This is a genomic window from Pantoea sp. X-Soil-MYKO-1785 (assembly GCF_059730675.1).
Map to the genome: position 1 here is coordinate 66109 of NZ_AP036001.1, position 15139 is coordinate 81247.

Consider the following 15139-nt stretch of genomic DNA (forward strand, 5'->3'; position numbering starts at 1 on the left):
TGGTTATCAGTCAGCCACTTTGATAACGATTTTGCCAAAAGCACCACGCGAGAGATGCTCAAAAGCCTCTACTGCCTCGTTGAAGCGGTAAACCTGTTCAATAACCGGCTTGATATTATGTTTGTTCAGGAAGGGATTCATCCGATCAAACGAGGAGCGGGGGGCAACCGCAATGCCACGGATTGTCGTCTGGCGAAAAATTAACGGCATTAAATCCAGCTGCGCCGCCTGACCGGTCAGAAACCCGACCTGAGCTATCGTTCCGGCCACTTTGGTCGCCGCAATCGACTGGTTGATGCCGTTGCCGCCGGCGACTTCCACCGTTACGTCAGCACCCTTACCCTCGGTCAGTTCCAGTACTTTGCTTTCCCATTGAGGATATTTTTTATAGTTAATGCCCTCATCCGCCCCGAGCGATTTAATCCGATCGAGGTTGGCGTCGTTGCTGGCTGTTGCAATCACACGAGCGCCGTAGGCATGCGCTATCTGAGGAGCAAAAACCGAAACGCCGCCGGTTCCCTGTACCAGAACGGTTTGTCCGGGCTGCAGGTTACCAATATCCATCGGTGAGTACCATGCCGTCAGGGCGGCAATAGAAAGGGTAGAGGCTTCCTCATCGGTCATGTTGTCTGGCGCTTTCACGGCGCTGTCCTGATGATGAATCATATATTCGGCCGACCACCGGGTAACGGCATGCCAATACACCAGGCCGGTTCATCGGCAGCCGGTTCGCCATCCAGCCAGCGGGAATAAAGATGTGAGTTAACGCGATCGCCGATGCTGAAACGGGTTACCCCCTCACCGGTTGCCACCACGGTTCCGGTCGCATCAGAGACCGGGATCAGGTTTTGAGGAACTTTATCAGCAGCTCACCCGGACCTGGAGCAGGCGTCTCATCCTCTTCGGGTTTTAAGTTTTCAAGACCAAAATCTTTTAATAACCATGCTTTGATTGCCGTCATTTCCTGTGTGTCTGTAACAGAGAGGGCAATGCCAGGCAAAGCGATTGCGGCTAAAAAACCAACAAAAAGATCATCAGTGTTACTGCAGGAGAAACAATCCGGATGGGTTATACTCTGCACTATCACAATTTTGGTCATTAGATTGCAGCGGAGTTAAAAACAAGTGCGCCCGAACATGCTTGAGCTGATGGACATTTTTGTTCAGGTGGTTGAGCTGCGCAGCTTTACCCGCGCCGCTGACGCTCTGCAGTTACATCGTCCTGCGGTCAGTAAGTCGGTGAAGCAACTGGAAGATACGCTGGGCATCAAACTGCTGCATCGCACCACGCGCAGTCTGAGTGTGACGGCCGAAGGAGAGGAAATTTATCTGCGTGCCAAAGCGCTCCTGACCGATGTCGGCGAAATGATGGCCTGTTATTCACCCAGTCAGCCGCCGCATGGCGAGCTTCGCATAGATGCGCCGCTGGCCCTGACACACAGCATCCTGATACCCAGGCTGGCGGATTTTCAGGCTTTATATCCACAGATCAACATTGTCTTAACGGCTTCAGATCGTCTGACCGATCTGATTACCGAAGGCGTTGACTGTGTCATTCGCCTCGGTGAACTGGCGGATTCAAATTTTATTTCGCGGCGTATCGGCGACCTGCAGATGGTGACCTGTGCAGCGCCGTCCTATCTGAAAACCTATGGCACCCCTAGAACGCCGGATGATCTTGCCGATCATAAGGCGGTGCATTTTTTTAGTGAACACAGCCGCGATGTCCAGGACTGGAAATTTGTGGTTAACGGTGAGGTGGTTTCACGGCGTCCGTTAGACAGTCTGCGGGTTAACAATTCAGATGTATTGTTATCCTGTGGCCTGGCAGGTCTCGGTATTCTCCAGGCACTGCGTACGGCGTTAGAGCCTTACATCGCAGCCGGCAGGCTGACGGAGGTGTTAGCGGATTACGCAACGGTGACAAAGCCGGTTTCTATTCTCTACCCTGACCGACGCTACCTGCCGCCTAAAGTCAGGGTATTCATTGACTGGCTCTCTGAGTTATTCAACCAGCGTGATTAACGTTAATAGCGAATTTACTTACCGCTAGCGGTAATATGCTGACTCACTCAGAGGACGCAACGTGGCCTGCAGCAGTCTCATCAAGCGGGACAACCGGGCAGGCAGTGCCCACGTGCAGCGCAGGTCTGGCGTTACTGGACACGGACTTCATACGGATAAGTACATGATCACACTGAGACGGACTTTTATCATCCTATCGGCTGTTTTGATAAGCCTTCCGGCTTTATCACAGGTCAATACCCGCATTGATCTGAATAGCGGTCTGAACAGCATCGATTTAAATAGCGATGGCATAGCAGACGCTGTTTTTTCCGCCACCTATGACAATAACACCTCACATCCCAGTGAAACCCTCAGCATCTTTATCAGACAGGGCGAAAACTGGTTTATCGTGCCGGTCCCGGATGACGATGGCTTTACCTGGACAGACTTAAAACTGTCTGCTTCAGCACTCAAGGTGGGTGGGATTGAACTCCATCGCGATAAAGACAAAATTTATCTTATCAGGGCGGTCAAATATGCCGAGGGCGGCGGTGACCTTACTGATAAATCCCCGGTAAAATTTTCACGCTTCAGATTAGAGGAAAATCGCAGCGATCCGGGAACATCGGTATTTTACTGGGAGTCAGCAGGACTTTACCTCACTGAACAGAATTTTGATGACGTTGATGAAGCCTTTCAGCATCTGGAGATGGAAAAGTTCCGATGAAATACAGGGCGGCAATCGGGGTTTTGCTGCTGCCACTTTGCAGTCAGGCAAGTGATGAAAAGTTATATCGTGAACTGATACAGCAATCACTGAATCAACAGCCGCTTTGTCTCGGTGAAACGCAGTGGCCGGTTGCAATAACCGTCGGCAGTAATAGCTGGATTAATGCAAAAATGGAAGCGCTTGATGATGCGGGACTGGTTACTTCCCGGATAAAAACCGGCAAGAAAATCTGGTCGCTCACCGCTTATGGCCGGGCGTCATTCACTAAACATCATGATTTATGCTATGGCAGGATGCGCGTAAGATCGATCAACAGTGTCTCGAAAAATAACCCCGACCTTATTGACGTGACCTTTACATATTATATTCAGGCGCTCCCCGACTGGGCGAAAAATAAGTCAGTACGTGTTGCCAATACGGATGTTGATAATCTGGTGATGGGAGTGGATAAGGTGCGTTATCAGGCGTTTTTTAAGCGAGATAGTCAGGGCGCTCTGCGGCTTATCGGCGAACCGGAACAGCTTGATCTGCTGTATTAGGACAGCGCCTGATATGACAGGGTTAAAATTTACCTGCGCATCGGCCGGATGCTCGCAGTGGTAAAAACGTCACGGTCTGCCGGTACTTTCAACGCTGAACCGGGCATTTGCTCGCCGATTCAGCAGCAAATTTATTTCAGCTTTCGCCTTCAGGCTGAATGCTACAGCAGGTACTCGCGCGGGGTCACGCCCGGAATAGCGCGAAAAGCAGCAGCAAAAGCGGCCGGGCAGGAGAAGCCCAGTTGCCAGGCGACCTGCCTGAGCTTCGTCAACACGGCGGAGCAGCTGCGTGCCGAAGATTACCGGGAAATGAACGAGTTGCTGTTCTGTTTTCTCGATAAACCTGAAGCCCGTTATTGCGCATCTAAAGCCTGACAGCACGCCCGGCGATCGCCATCTCCGGGCCTTTTTAGGGTAATGCGGCGGTTACGATTGGCCGCCAGCAGCATCCGGTTTCACTGCCGGGTAATGTTAGCTTCCACCGATCAGATGCTGGCAACGCTTGCTGGCATCCCAGTTGGGTTGCGGAATTTGTTTAAATTCACTAAACACCTTGCGCGGATCGGTATCTGACCTGATGGCATAATCGGCAGGAATTTCGCGTACGCCATAATTAACCGCAAAGTAGTAGCGTTTCCCGGGCTGTGAGATCACCGGAATCCACTGTATACCGGTATAAGTCGTATAAGTGGTCATATTAAACCGGGCCGGAGCGGCACTATAAATTTGCTGAACAGCGATCAGTTTACCCGGCGGCAATTTATGGGTGATGAGCTTTTGATTCATATCCCACATATCAGGGTTCAACTGATAGCGTTCCATGCGATCGTAGCAGTCTCCTTTTTTCTCATAAAAAGAGACGTATAGCATCCCGCGCTGATCTTCTCTCTGCTGAAGCACCAGAGTCGCGGCATCCGGACCGGAATAATCTTTATAATTCAACGGAAGTAAGGCAGAACAGCCTGATAACATTAACGCAGCTAGCGGTAATACCCATTTTGCAGATAACGACATAAGCGCTTTTCCCTGAACACGGAGAGGAATGTTATCGGCACGCTGTGCTTGTTGCTTTACTGATTTTGTGGGTCAGCTGGCAATCTCCATCGTCGGCGTTAACCGCAGCGCGCTGATCACACCTTCCCCAGCCCGGGAAATCATCGGATGTATCAGGTCGCGTTATCCATTAATACTAAACAAGACGGGAGGCTGGATTTTCAGGCGAGCCGGTATAAAGTGGCAACGGGCACTCCATCTGACAACCGAGGCAAACATGGCGCTTTCGCACGAGTTGATCCTGATTTACACCACTTACTTGGTCGCAACGGCCAGCCCTGGGCCGAGTAATATGGCGATTATGGGGACAGCGATGAAAAAAGGTCGCGGCGCTGCCCTGGCACTGGCAGGTGGGGTGATCGGCGGTTCCATGCTGTGGGCGCTGCTGGCGGCCTGCGGCGTGCTGACCGTGCTGGCAACCTTCGCCCAACTGCTGATCGTGTTGAAAATTGGCGGGGGGTTATATCTGCTGTGGCTTGCCTTCAAAGCGGGCAAATCGGCGCTTCGTCGACCGGACGAGGCTCAGTTTGCGCCAGGCGATGAGAAGGTTGCCTATGGCAAGCTGTTCCGTCAGGGCATCCTGATGCATATCGGTAATCCAAAAGCCATCCTCACCTGGGTTGCCATCATGTCCGTCGCGCTCAAGCCGGATGCCGCCGCTGCCGCTTTGCCGATGATCCTCTGCGGTTGTGCCGCTATTTGCGTGGCGGTGTTCTGCGGCTATGCCTTGTTGTTCTCCACCGCCGTGATGAGCGCTTTTTACCGGCGTATCCGGCGTGGGCTTGATGCGCTGTTAGCCTGCTGCTTCGCCTTTGCAGGCCTGAAGCTGGTATTAAGCCGTAACTGAAGGAGCGGGAAAGTGGCTATTGCAGCACGCCGTTTCGCCTGAACCCGGATACCACAGTGTTGGCGCTGAACGACAAGCAGGACTTCATTAAGGCGTTACAGCCTGCGCAGCGATGATACTTTCCGGCTTACACGAAATAATGAAAAAAGCCGCCATTGCTGGCGGCCGCGAATCTGTTGACACCCTATGAGCGTCGCCGGCAACACTGCCGATTTTTTATCCGTTAGCGGCAGCGGTTTTCATCGCCGGGCGCTGAGGCAGCAGCCAGAGAATCGCGATGATAATCAGCGCCAGCGTCAGTGAGGCGCTATAACGACTCAGTGCCAGGCCGCCGGATGCCACCGGCTTATCCAGCAAGTCGCCTACTACCGCGCCCAGCGGGCGGGTCAGGATAAAAGCCGCCCAGAAAAGTGCAGTCCGCGAAAGCGAGGTAAAGCGGCTGGCGGCCCAGAGAATGGCCAGTGCGCCAACAAACAGCAGAATCCCGCCGTCGTAGCCCAGATCTTCGCTATCTGCGGTCCAGTCACCTAACGCGGTGCCCAGCGTTTGAGAAAACATGATGGTAATCCAGTAGAAGCACTCTGAAATATCGTTGTTGACGGAACTCACGGCGATGGTGCCGCAGGTAATGCGCCAGATAAACAGAGAGAGAACCAGCAGCGTGCTCAGCAGCAGCGTACCGCCCAGATAACCTATTCCCAGCGAGCGATCGGCAAAGTCCGCCAGCGTGGTGCCGACCGTGGTAGTGGCCACGACGGTAAACCAGTAGATCCATTTGTTAAAGCTGTGACGTTTAATCTGCACCACAACCGCAATTAAAAAAATGATGGCGAAAATCAGAGTACCGGTGAGATAACCCAGATTCATCGACATGGTGACCGCATCGCCGCCGGTTTCACCCAGCGTGGTTGCTGCGATCTTGGTCAACCAGAAAGCCGCGGTGACGGCAGGAACTTTGCTCAGAGATAAAGAGTGTGTGGTGTTATTTTGCATCGGTTCAGGCTCCGGAAAAGCCCGAAATGGGCTAATACAGTGCGCAGGTTATCGGATTAGTCTTAAGGAAAGATTAAGCTGTCGGAATGTATCAGCGAAATTTTTCTGCTGCCGGAATCGAATTGTTTTGTGGTGAGAAGCGCATGAATTTTGAGGTGGTGGTCGCCGTGGGCGGGGAGTGGCGGGCGTGGCCGATCGGTGAAAACGACACTGTTCATCCTGTCATTTCGCAATCTCGTCGCTGACGAGTAACGCATTTTTCATTAATATCTTTTATATTGAAAAGTCGTCGAACAACAGGTATCCCTATGATCACCGTCGAAAAAGCAGACCCGTCAGCACCAGACTCGCTCGATTTGATTGAAAAGTTGTCAGCAGAGCTGGCTGCGATTACCGGCGATAGCGGTAAGCGCCATTTCACATCAGAGTCTCTACTGGGAGAGCGGTCACTATGGGTGGTGGCAAGAAACAAACAGGGCAATGCCGTTGGATGTGGGGCTATCCGACCACTCGCGAATGATATAGCTGAACTTAAGAGAATGTTTTCAGATCGAAGTTCTGCGGGTATTGGCAATTCGTTACTTACTTTTTTGGAAAGCTCGGCGAAGAGTATGGGTTATCAAGCCCTGTGGCTTGAAACCCGGCGGGTCAACCAGCGGGCAGTTGAGTTTTATAGTAAAAATGGCTACTCGGTTATTGAGAATTACGGGCCTTATATTGGCCGGGGCGAGGCGGTATGTTTCGCAAAAACGTTATAAGGCTGAGAGAGCGTTGACTCAACCAGCCTGCTGCGGCTGACTGGCCTTTAATCATGTCTGCAGCCGTGAGGCATAGAGGTCAGGCGACCGGTTACGCCGCAACGGCAACGGCAGCTTCAACGGCAACGGCAACGGCAGCTTCAACGGCAACGGCAGCTGCAATCCCCATGTCAGGCCGGGAAGAGCAAAAAGCACAGATTACACATTTACAAATTTAAATGTGTAAATATAATGTCGCCACTTTCGATATTAAAGGATTTTTAGCTATGCCGTCTCTTTTCGCTCCCCTGACGCTGGGTGATCTTCAACTCCGAAACCGTATTGCCCTGCCACCGCTGACCCGTTGCCGTAGTGAACAGCCTGGCAACATTCCCGGTGAGATGATGGTGGAGTACTATCGCCAGCGCTCTGGCGCGGGTTTTATGATCACCGAAGGCACACAGATTGAACCCCGTGGTCAGGGATATGCCTGGACGCCAGGTATCCACAGCGCAGCGCAGATTGCCGGCTGGAGAAAAGTGACTGAGGCTGTGCACCAGCAGGGCGGCACGATTTTCTGTCAGCTGTGGCACGTCGGCCGGGTATCGCATAATGAACTGCAGCCGGGCAAGCAGGCACCAGTGGCTCCTTCAGCGGTTGCAGCGAATAACGTCAGAGTCTTTATCGAAACCGGACCCGGTACCGGAATGTTAACCTCTCCCAGTATCCCTCGTGAACTCACGACTGCAGAAGTCAAAGAGCTGGTCGAACTCTATCGGCGTGCGGCGGAAAACGCCAGAGAGGCGGGTTTCGATGGCGTCGAATTGCATTCCGCCAATGGGTATCTGATTAATCAGTTTATCTCTGAGCACACCAACTTCCGCACAGATGAATACGGTGGTTCACTGGAAAATCGTCTGCGTTTCCTGCGTGAAGTGACCGAAGCGGTCAGCTCAGTATTTGGCAGCCAGCGGGTCGGCGTTCGTTTTGCACCGCTTTTTTCAAGTACTGATGAAGAGCGTGTCTATCTTGGACTGGTTGAAAGCGATCCGCACGCCACTTACATCCGTGCTGCGCAGCTGCTGGATCAGCTCGGGATTGGTTATCTTTCTATAGCCGAGGCCGACTGGGACAACAGTCCGGATATGCCTGAGAGTTTTCGCATTGCGCTGCGTGAAACCTTCCGCTCACCGATTATGTATTCTGGTCGTTATACCCGGCAAAAAGCGCAGCTGATGCTGGAAAAAGGGTGGGGAGATCTGTTTGGCTTTGGCCGAACCTTTATTGCCAATCCTGATTTGCCTGCCCGTTTTTACTCGGGCCATCCGCTTAATGATGTCGATCCTGCCTCGCTGTATGGCGGCAGTGAGAAAGGCTATACTGACTATCCGGTTTATCCATCCTGATGTTTTGCGAGGCGGCATGTCACCAGAAAATGCCCTGAAATTACTCTCCAACCCGACACGGGTGGCAGTACTTAAATGGCTAAAAAATCCTGACGAAGCGTTTGCGGGTTATTCTCAGCTCTATCCTTTCGATCAGTATGGCGTCTGTGCCAGTCTCATCCAGGACAAGGCGGGCTTATCACAGCCCGCCACGTCGTTATGCCTCAAAGCGTTGCAGAGCGCCGGCCTGTTAGAAGCCAGTAAAGTCGGCAAATGGACCTATTATCGCCGCGCCGAGCCGCGCATTCATGAAGTGACGAATGCGGTGACACAATCGCTGCAGCAGCTTTTGTAGTCTGCTTTCATCATCTGTTACTGCTGTTTATCGCTCGCCACGGGTTGGTGAGATCTATGCAGGCGCAGCGAAATGCGATGGCGGGTGGAGAAAACGTTAAGAGAGCGGGTCTGTTACGGGGAACCCGCAAAGCGGATCGGGTAACCGATAAAGACGTCTCTAATGCCTGAAAATGAGCTGCCCGGACGGCTATGCCAGTAGCCAGCGGCACAGCCGTCAGGAAAAGGGACCGGTTGCACTATTGGCGCACCCGGCAGAGCGCGTTACGCTTATTTATTCTGGTAAAGATCCCAGCGATTGCCGTAGAGATCCTCAAATACCACCACCGTCGCGTACTCCTCTTCGCGAGGCTGCTCGCAGAATTTAACGCCCTTAGCTTTCATTGCGTGATAGTCGCGCCAGAAATCATCGGTCTGAAGGAACAGGAATACTCTGCCGCCGCACTGATTGCCGATAAAGCTTTCCTGCCGCTCGTTTGAGGCGCGGGCCAGCAGAATATTGCAGTCGCTTGCCGGATTCGGTGTGACCACTACCCAGCGCTTGCCCGGCTGTGGCGTATCTTCAATCAGGGTAAAACCCAGCTTGTCGGTGTAATACTCTATCGCGCGATCGTAGTCATCAACCACGACAGCCACATATCCCATGCATCGCTTTTGCGTTCTCATTTTCTGCTCCATCAGGTATCAGGCATCGCGGCCTGGACGGTCCTTTGTAGCATAAAAAGAAATAGATGATCATCTCCTCACCATCCAACCTCTTAACGGGATAATCAATTTGTGAGACGCCTGAGTTTGCCGGACATATCATTTTGATTCTTCACCATCTCAGCCTCCCGTCATAGATGCTAACACGATGAAAAGGATCGTTAACCGGTTAAACCTCTAACTACCTGATGTGGGTTTTATTTTTGCCAGGTAAATCTCAGCCAGCTTTATAAAGAAATTCCAGTATGTTCCGCCACGACTGGCTTTCACGCTGGCCGCTACCCACTAAATATAATATCGGGTCAGAGTGAGAGGGGTTAAATTTTTAGGGCTTCAGGGTATATCGGCACCGGAGGCTCCACACAACGGGAATGTTAATTTATGAAGCAGATAAATGTGCACTGTTTTTTTGACGGGAAGTAATCAATGCTCATGTTATATACGCCATTTTATTGCTGTAAGCGACCGTTTTCATTTAACCCAACCTGGCTGGAATCATAGGCTTCCTGCGCTTTTTCAATATCATCAAGGTGGTCTATCACCCAGTCATACATGGCGCTAAACGGTTTTTGCAGAGAGCGACCATGTTCGGTAATGGTGTATTCTACTGCAACCGGAGAGGTGGCCAAAACTGTACGATTAATCAATCCGTTACGTTCCATTTTACGTAACGCCTGGGTAAGCGCTTTGTGGGTAATGCCTTCCATGCTGCGTTTCATTTCGTTAAAACGCATCGATTTTTCATTAAGTAAAGTCAGAATCATGACGCTCCATTTGTTTGCTACCTGATCGAAAAAAACACGCGCGGCGCAGTCTGCGAAAAAAACCGGATCGACGATATCTGTCATTTAAGTATCCTTGAGTATATCTACTCACTTTAAAGTGCGTAATTGATCTTAGTTGAATGTTATATACCATGCTGCTGACGTTGGTATCACTCTCTTACTCCCGACCGCATCGTCTGCTAAATAAAACGGCAGGGCAAACGTTTAGCGATTACTAAGGATCCGTTATGAATGAAAAAAAGTTTTCCCTCTCCAGGCGTAACCTGCTGGCCTTCACCAGCGCCACTGTACTGTCAGCAGCACTCAAAGCCAGTCCGGCACGCGCTGCGCCAAAAGTTTCGTCGACGGCCAGGCTTTTTTATACGGAAAAAGGGCAAGGCAAAAATATCATGGTATTACACGGCTGGACCTGTGATTCGCATGACTGGAGCTGGCAATTACCCGTGCTTGAAAGTAAATACCGTACGGTGGCGGTAGATTTACGCGGGCATGGACGATCGGAAGTCATGCCAGCAGGGCATTACACCCCGGCTGACTATGTTGCCGATATTGAATCACTGATTTTGACGCACTATCCGGGCCAAAAATTTATCCTGATTGGCCATTCAATGGGAGGGCAGATTGCAGCGCGGCTGGCGGCAAAAAGACCCGACTTAGTGAGTGCTGTTGTCTCTGTTGATGGTTCGATGGGATTTGCGGATGCACAGGCGGCCCTTTTCCAGAAAGCCACTGATGACCTGCAAAACAGCGATCCTTATCTGACCGGTCCGGCGCTATTTGAACTTTTTTACGATAAAAATACTTCGCTGGCGTTTAAACGCTGGCATGAAAGGCGCCTGCAGGGCGTGCCGCTGCAGGTGGTACGGGAATCATTCGGTCCACTGTTTCTTGGGCCGGGACAGGTGGGGGTGGGCAAAGCGAGCGAGGAGTTTTGCCGTAGCTTAACGGTTCCTGTTTATCACCTGTGTCGCGATGCCGTTCAGGCTGAGACTATGCGCAGGTGGTTTGCCAATCCAAAGTCAAAAACAGACTACTGGACCGATACCGGGCACTGGATTATGCAGGATCGCAGTGACGAGGTGAACCACGCGGTGACGGCCTGGATTGATCGACTTTGATGACAAACAGGCAAGCAGAATGCGATGCCGGACGCCGCTTATGGCACAGTCCGGACGCTTACCCTGAATGATGAATAACCGCCGCTGTTAAAAACCATGCGAGATCAACAGGAGATGACAGCAAGGCATGCCTTTCTGCAGCAAAGTACGGCCACATTTCACTCTTTTTTCAGTCAACTTTTTTCAACACGAAGCCGCTCACCAAAGGCAATAAAAATGCGCTAACCAGTGTTTCCGGTTAGCGCATTGACCACTCCTGCCGCGAACGGAGTGTTCAAAGGTTAATGCAGCCACACTGGCTTTTAAGATGCGCAGCGATCACTTTTTCTTATAGACATCCGCTGTAGCATGCATTTTATTATTGGTATTGCCCGATGTCAGGACATAAATATCGCCGCCTTTTTTATCTGCCATGCTGGACAGTTCGGCTTTGGCATCGGATGCGCTGACTTCGCCTGATGTTGACACGCTCCCGACTTTTTCATACTGGCTTTGCACTTTTTCAAAATCATTTTTGGTCATCATATCTGCCGCGAATACGTTTAACGAAAAAGTACCAGCCGCTATCACATAAATGATTTTTTTCATCAGTTGTTCTCCCGCTTTATTTAGTGTGGAATAGGTATTAATCGACTTAATAATTATATAGCCTGGACGCTATTTTTTCCCGGTGAAGGTTGTGTATTTTGTCTTTTTGTGATGAGTGTGTAATTCATCAGGGTCATTGATCTGACGGTCACGCAGGTCATTAGTTCCTGCCATAGAATTAGCCTGGTAATTATTTGTTTTTTTCACCGGGATATGTTTTTGGATGCTAAAAAGTAGTGCTTTTTAGCATCTTAATCCCTGAGGCTCGCCCAATGATTTGCATCATAGGAAAAACAGTGGTGGCGATTTTACCGGGCACGGGTACTGGTTTTTCGCCAGGGTAATAATTCATCCGTCTTTACTGATAACTGAATTATAATTAATGGTGTAAAAACTCTCCGCTGTATAAACAACCATGCTCATGGGGGCAAATATGATTATCCTGCTAAGGTTTTTCGTTATTGCTTTGTGTCTGACACTGTTGGGATGTTCATCTAAAGTGGCAGAAACCAATCAGTATTCAGGTTTTTTAAGTGATTACTCTGATTTACGCAGCATAGAAACGACATCGGGTCACCGGGTGTTGCGCTGGATGTCGCCCGATTTTCAATTAAGCAATTACAAGGATATCTATGTTTCACCGGTAGTTTATTTCCCTTCTCCCAGACCTGACAGCCGCGTAAGTGCGGCTACGCTGGAGCAAATCCGCTTATACACCGAACAGCGGCTCAAAAGCGCGGTAGGCTCTCACAAGAATCTAAGCAACCAGCCCCATGCTGGTGGATTAATGCTCAGAACGGCGATTACTGCTGTTTCTGCTGAAAATAAAGATATTCAATTTTATGAGGTGCTGCCGGTTACCGCGATTGTGGCAGGCACCATGACCATGACCGGACAGCGTTCACAAAATACCTTCCTGTTTATCGAAGCGGCGCTCATTGACGTCTCGACCAATAAACCGGTGATCAAAGTGGTGAGAAAAGCCTATGGCGGAAAAGTCTCAAATAGCGAATCTCAGATAACCAGAGATGACATCAAAAGTGCTATTGATACCATGGTTGCCGACGTGGTTGATTTTCCCGGGAAATAGAAAACGACATACGCTTTCCTATTATAATCAAGCTGATGTGGATTTTAATTACAGCGGATGTGTGCAGAAGTCTTTACTGGCAGAAGCGGGATGGTAATTAATGACGAAAGCCGCGTAACAGAGCCTGAATGAATTCTGAATTATTCATGCTCTGTTACGTCGCGGTAAAAATTCTGTTTTCCGGTCTGTAGACTGCCGATAGCGACATTCTCCGGCCCGGCACCTTATAGTTAATTCTGCAAAGGATATTGATGATGCTGGATCTGATAAAAGCTATTGGGCTGGGATTGATCGTCATTCTGCCGCTCGCCAATCCGTTAACCACGGTGGTATTGTTTTTAGGATTAAGCGGCCAGATGAACAGTGCCACCCGCAACCAGATAGCGAATAAAACCTCAGTCTATGTTTTTATTATCCTGACGGTGGCCTGGTATGCTGGTCAACTGGTGATGGATACTTTTGGTATTTCTATTCCTGGCTTGCGAATTGCGGGTGGGCTGATTGTGGCTTTTATTGGTTTCCGCATGTTGTTTCCGCAACCGGAGGAAGAGCAGGCGATGGAGGGTATAATCAACGCCGTGAAAGAGACTCAGGCAGCTAAAACAAGCATTGCTTTTGTGCCGCTCGCCATGCCCAGCACTGCCGGCCCGGGTACCATTGCGATGTTAATCAGTTCAGCGTCTACCATACGACACGTCAGTGAATTTCCGGCCTGGGTGATTATGGTGGCACCGCCGGTAATCTTTCTGCTGGTGGCAATCATTCTCTGGGCCTGTCTTCGTAGCACCGACACTATTATGCGGCTGATCGGCAAAAGCGGTATTGATGCCATTTCCCGCCTGATGGGATTTTTGCTGGTCTGTATGGGCGTGCAGTTTGTTATTAATGGCGTGCTTGAGATTGTTGCCAGCATCCGCTAACCAAGCGACGTGCTGCCCGGAATTATAACGGCGCTGGCCGTCAGCGCTGTGATGAATAGGCCTCTGTTTCTGCAAAGGCCCGCCCAGCAACCCCCTTAGCGGCGGCTTTCTGGCGCGTAGAGCCTATCAATGATCCAGATAGAGGTAGTGGAGCCAGCTGGTCATGCGCAACAGCACCTTACGCATTACCGAAACATGGGTGAAATGATCTGAATAGACCGCAGCCTGCGCAAATATGCCGTCTGGTAAGGCGTCCACGTCGGCGTTCGGATCCAGCTCAATGGTGGCCAGCACCCCATCGGTACCGGCAGCGATAGTCAGAGACTGCAGCGTCCCCTGCGCCTGGTAAGCGCCACCCGGCACCACCGGCAGGATCTGGGTTAGCTTGCCGGAAAAGACCTGACCCGGCAGGGCATTAAAAACCACTTCTGCTTCGTCACCTTTCTCCAGACGCAACAGCGAATTCTGTCTGAACTGGGCAATGATCTGCCGTTTCTGTGCGGGTATAAAAATCATCACCGGCCGTAAAGGCAGGGCGGCGGCATACGAACCTGGCCGGATCAGCACCTGAGTGACGTAGCCATCACCGGGGGCGCGTACGATGGTTTGATCAAGATTATATCGGGCTTCAGCCAGCTGCGCCCGCAGGCTGACAATCTGCGATTGCTCGCCGTTCACCACGCTGTCCAGACTGCTTTTTATCTGTGCCTGCTCAGCCACCGACCCTTTAACCAATGCATCCTGCGCATAAAAGTCTTGTCGGGCGTTATCTATATCCCTTTCTGAAAACGGATTAACTTTGGCCTTACTGCCGGCCAGATAGCGCTGGTAATCTTTAAATAATCGATCCCGTTCGGCAGAGACATGTGAGGTATTGGCAATCGCTTCGTCCAGCTGACCTTTTAATGCTTCAACATTATGGATCGTGGTCATTAAATCAGCCTGTAGTCTGTCAACCCGCGCCTGATAACGCGTATTGTCTAAGCGAAACAGCACCTCACCTTTTTGGATGCGCCGGTTCTGCTTATCCGTCACTTCAACGATCACGCCGGTTACCTGCGGGGTAATCGGAATGGCGATCACCGCTTTTTGCGCCAGCGAAGTATAGGGATGGTTGTAATTCATCAACATAATCAGGGCACCAATCAAAAAAACGCCGCCCAGTGCTGCGGTTGGCACCGTCCACTTATTTATCGGTATCCTGAAAATTTTAAAAATAGCCCAGGCAAACGCGACATAGGTGAGAATGATCAGTAGATCCATCGCCTTGTTACTCCGGCTAGGGTTAG

At 50.9% G+C, this 15139-nt stretch carries 16 protein-coding genes and 1 pseudogene; 10 read left to right on the top strand and 7 right to left on the bottom strand.

Annotation, left to right across the window (positions count from 1 at the left end; all coding sequences use genetic code 11):
* Nucleotides 1–6 precede the first annotated feature (6 nt).
* Nucleotides 7–952: pseudogene (locus tag AC6I8D_RS20150) on the bottom strand (zinc-dependent alcohol dehydrogenase family protein).
* Nucleotides 953–1124: 172 nt separating this feature from the next.
* Between AC6I8D_RS20150 and AC6I8D_RS20155 the strand changes: the two are divergent.
* The 3 genes from AC6I8D_RS20155 to AC6I8D_RS20165 all read left to right on the top strand — a co-directional run bounded on the left by AC6I8D_RS20155 (nucleotide 1125) and on the right by AC6I8D_RS20165 (nucleotide 3275).
* On the top strand, nucleotides 1125–2024 hold the full coding sequence (locus tag AC6I8D_RS20155; RefSeq protein WP_497820724.1) for a LysR family transcriptional regulator: 900 nt from the start codon (nucleotides 1125–1127) through the stop codon (nucleotides 2022–2024).
* Between the two features lie 163 nt (nucleotides 2025–2187).
* Nucleotides 2188–2733 (top strand): carbapenem self-resistance protein CarG family protein, encoded by a 546-nt coding sequence (locus AC6I8D_RS20160; RefSeq protein WP_312055586.1) that lies wholly within the window; start codon nucleotides 2188–2190, stop codon nucleotides 2731–2733.
* On the top strand, nucleotides 2730–3275 hold the full coding sequence (locus tag AC6I8D_RS20165) for an SEN1982 family lipoprotein (RefSeq protein ID WP_497820725.1): 546 nt from the start codon (nucleotides 2730–2732) through the stop codon (nucleotides 3273–3275). The genes AC6I8D_RS20160 and AC6I8D_RS20165 overlap by 4 nt, the downstream gene beginning before the upstream one ends.
* 471 nt (nucleotides 3276–3746) lie before the next feature.
* On the opposite strand, the gene AC6I8D_RS20170 is transcribed toward AC6I8D_RS20165, so the two are convergent.
* Nucleotides 3747–4289, bottom strand: coding sequence for a hypothetical protein (locus AC6I8D_RS20170; RefSeq protein WP_312055588.1), 543 nt, complete (start codon nucleotides 4287–4289; stop codon nucleotides 3747–3749).
* Nucleotides 4290–4545: 256 nt separating this feature from the next.
* Here AC6I8D_RS20170 and AC6I8D_RS20175 point away from each other — a divergent pair, with 256 nt between their 5' ends.
* Complete coding sequence (locus AC6I8D_RS20175) at nucleotides 4546–5175, top strand: LysE family translocator (protein ID WP_497821051.1); 630 nt, start codon at nucleotides 4546–4548, stop codon at nucleotides 5173–5175.
* Between the two features lie 216 nt (nucleotides 5176–5391).
* Here AC6I8D_RS20175 and AC6I8D_RS20180 read toward each other — a convergent pair whose 3' ends face one another.
* Nucleotides 5392–6168, bottom strand: coding sequence for a COG4705 family protein (locus tag AC6I8D_RS20180; RefSeq protein WP_312055589.1), 777 nt, complete (start codon nucleotides 6166–6168; stop codon nucleotides 5392–5394).
* 308 nt (nucleotides 6169–6476) lie between these two features.
* Between AC6I8D_RS20180 and AC6I8D_RS20185 the strand changes: the two genes are divergently transcribed.
* From AC6I8D_RS20185 to AC6I8D_RS20195, 3 genes are all read left to right on the top strand, one after another.
* Nucleotides 6477–6926 (top strand): GNAT family N-acetyltransferase, encoded by a 450-nt coding sequence (locus tag AC6I8D_RS20185; protein WP_497820726.1) that lies wholly within the window; start codon nucleotides 6477–6479, stop codon nucleotides 6924–6926.
* Nucleotides 6927–7192: 266 nt separating this feature from the next.
* Nucleotides 7193–8311 carry an alkene reductase gene (locus AC6I8D_RS20190; protein WP_497820727.1) on the top strand — a complete coding sequence of 373 codons (1119 nt, stop codon included), beginning with the start codon at nucleotides 7193–7195 and terminating at the stop codon, nucleotides 8309–8311.
* Between the two features lie 16 nt (nucleotides 8312–8327).
* Entirely contained in the window at nucleotides 8328–8645 is a 318-nt protein-coding gene (locus AC6I8D_RS20195) for an ArsR/SmtB family transcription factor (protein ID WP_312055592.1), read from the top strand.
* A 269-nt stretch (nucleotides 8646–8914) separates the two neighbouring features.
* Here the strand turns inward: AC6I8D_RS20195 and AC6I8D_RS20200 are convergent, their stop codons facing one another.
* Together AC6I8D_RS20200 and AC6I8D_RS20205 are read right to left on the bottom strand one after the other, a co-directional pair.
* On the bottom strand, nucleotides 8915–9310 hold the full coding sequence (locus AC6I8D_RS20200; protein WP_312757795.1) for a VOC family protein: 396 nt from the start codon (nucleotides 9308–9310) through the stop codon (nucleotides 8915–8917).
* 488 nt (nucleotides 9311–9798) lie between these two features.
* Nucleotides 9799–10197, bottom strand: a complete 399-nt coding sequence (locus tag AC6I8D_RS20205) for a winged helix-turn-helix transcriptional regulator (RefSeq protein ID WP_312757797.1) — start codon at nucleotides 10195–10197, stop codon at nucleotides 9799–9801.
* A 164-nt stretch (nucleotides 10198–10361) separates the two neighbouring features.
* On the opposite strand from AC6I8D_RS20205, the gene AC6I8D_RS20210 reads away from it, so the two are divergent.
* Nucleotides 10362–11252, top strand: coding sequence for an alpha/beta fold hydrolase (locus AC6I8D_RS20210; protein WP_497820728.1), 891 nt, complete (start codon nucleotides 10362–10364; stop codon nucleotides 11250–11252).
* Between the two features lie 318 nt (nucleotides 11253–11570).
* On the opposite strand, the gene yahO is transcribed toward AC6I8D_RS20210, so the two are convergent.
* Nucleotides 11571–11840 (bottom strand): DUF1471 family periplasmic protein YahO, encoded by a 270-nt coding sequence (gene yahO, locus AC6I8D_RS20215; protein WP_497820729.1) that lies wholly within the window; start codon nucleotides 11838–11840, stop codon nucleotides 11571–11573.
* 433 nt (nucleotides 11841–12273) lie between these two features.
* On the opposite strand from yahO, the gene AC6I8D_RS20220 reads away from it, so the two are divergent.
* Both AC6I8D_RS20220 and AC6I8D_RS20225 read left to right on the top strand, forming a co-directional pair.
* Nucleotides 12274–12930, top strand: a complete 657-nt coding sequence (locus AC6I8D_RS20220) for a DUF3313 domain-containing protein (RefSeq protein ID WP_312757801.1) — start codon at nucleotides 12274–12276, stop codon at nucleotides 12928–12930.
* Nucleotides 12931–13184: 254 nt separating this feature from the next.
* Complete coding sequence (locus AC6I8D_RS20225) at nucleotides 13185–13850, top strand: MarC family NAAT transporter (RefSeq protein ID WP_497821052.1); 666 nt, start codon at nucleotides 13185–13187, stop codon at nucleotides 13848–13850.
* A 126-nt stretch (nucleotides 13851–13976) separates the two neighbouring features.
* Here AC6I8D_RS20225 and AC6I8D_RS20230 read toward each other — a convergent pair whose 3' ends face one another.
* Entirely contained in the window at nucleotides 13977–15113 is a 1137-nt protein-coding gene (locus AC6I8D_RS20230) for an HlyD family secretion protein (RefSeq protein WP_497820730.1), read from the bottom strand.
* Between the last annotated feature and the right edge of the window lie 26 nt (nucleotides 15114–15139).

Excerpts from the sequence above, each read along its gene's own strand:
- AC6I8D_RS20160 (WP_312055586.1), top strand. The coding sequence starts at position 2,188 with ATGATCACACTGAGACGGACTTTTATCATCCTATCGGCTGTTTTGATA.
- AC6I8D_RS20165 (WP_497820725.1), top strand. The coding sequence starts at position 2,730 with ATGAAATACAGGGCGGCAATCGGGGTTTTGCTGCTGCCACTTTGCAGT.
- AC6I8D_RS20170 (WP_312055588.1), bottom strand. The coding sequence starts at position 4,289 with ATGTCGTTATCTGCAAAATGGGTATTACCGCTAGCTGCGTTAATGTTA.
- AC6I8D_RS20175 (WP_497821051.1), top strand. The coding sequence starts at position 4,546 with ATGGCGCTTTCGCACGAGTTGATCCTGATTTACACCACTTACTTGGTC.
- AC6I8D_RS20180 (WP_312055589.1), bottom strand. The coding sequence starts at position 6,168 with ATGCAAAATAACACCACACACTCTTTATCTCTGAGCAAAGTTCCTGCC.
- AC6I8D_RS20185 (WP_497820726.1), top strand. The coding sequence starts at position 6,477 with ATGATCACCGTCGAAAAAGCAGACCCGTCAGCACCAGACTCGCTCGAT.
- AC6I8D_RS20190 (WP_497820727.1), top strand. The coding sequence starts at position 7,193 with ATGCCGTCTCTTTTCGCTCCCCTGACGCTGGGTGATCTTCAACTCCGA.
- AC6I8D_RS20195 (WP_312055592.1), top strand. The coding sequence starts at position 8,328 with ATGTCACCAGAAAATGCCCTGAAATTACTCTCCAACCCGACACGGGTG.
- AC6I8D_RS20200 (WP_312757795.1), bottom strand. The coding sequence starts at position 9,310 with ATGAGAACGCAAAAGCGATGCATGGGATATGTGGCTGTCGTGGTTGAT.
- AC6I8D_RS20205 (WP_312757797.1), bottom strand. The coding sequence starts at position 10,197 with ATGACAGATATCGTCGATCCGGTTTTTTTCGCAGACTGCGCCGCGCGT.
- AC6I8D_RS20210 (WP_497820728.1), top strand. The coding sequence starts at position 10,362 with ATGAATGAAAAAAAGTTTTCCCTCTCCAGGCGTAACCTGCTGGCCTTC.
- yahO (WP_497820729.1), bottom strand. The coding sequence starts at position 11,840 with ATGAAAAAAATCATTTATGTGATAGCGGCTGGTACTTTTTCGTTAAAC.
- AC6I8D_RS20220 (WP_312757801.1), top strand. The coding sequence starts at position 12,274 with ATGATTATCCTGCTAAGGTTTTTCGTTATTGCTTTGTGTCTGACACTG.
- AC6I8D_RS20225 (WP_497821052.1), top strand. The coding sequence starts at position 13,185 with ATGCTGGATCTGATAAAAGCTATTGGGCTGGGATTGATCGTCATTCTG.
- AC6I8D_RS20230 (WP_497820730.1), bottom strand. The coding sequence starts at position 15,113 with ATGGATCTACTGATCATTCTCACCTATGTCGCGTTTGCCTGGGCTATT.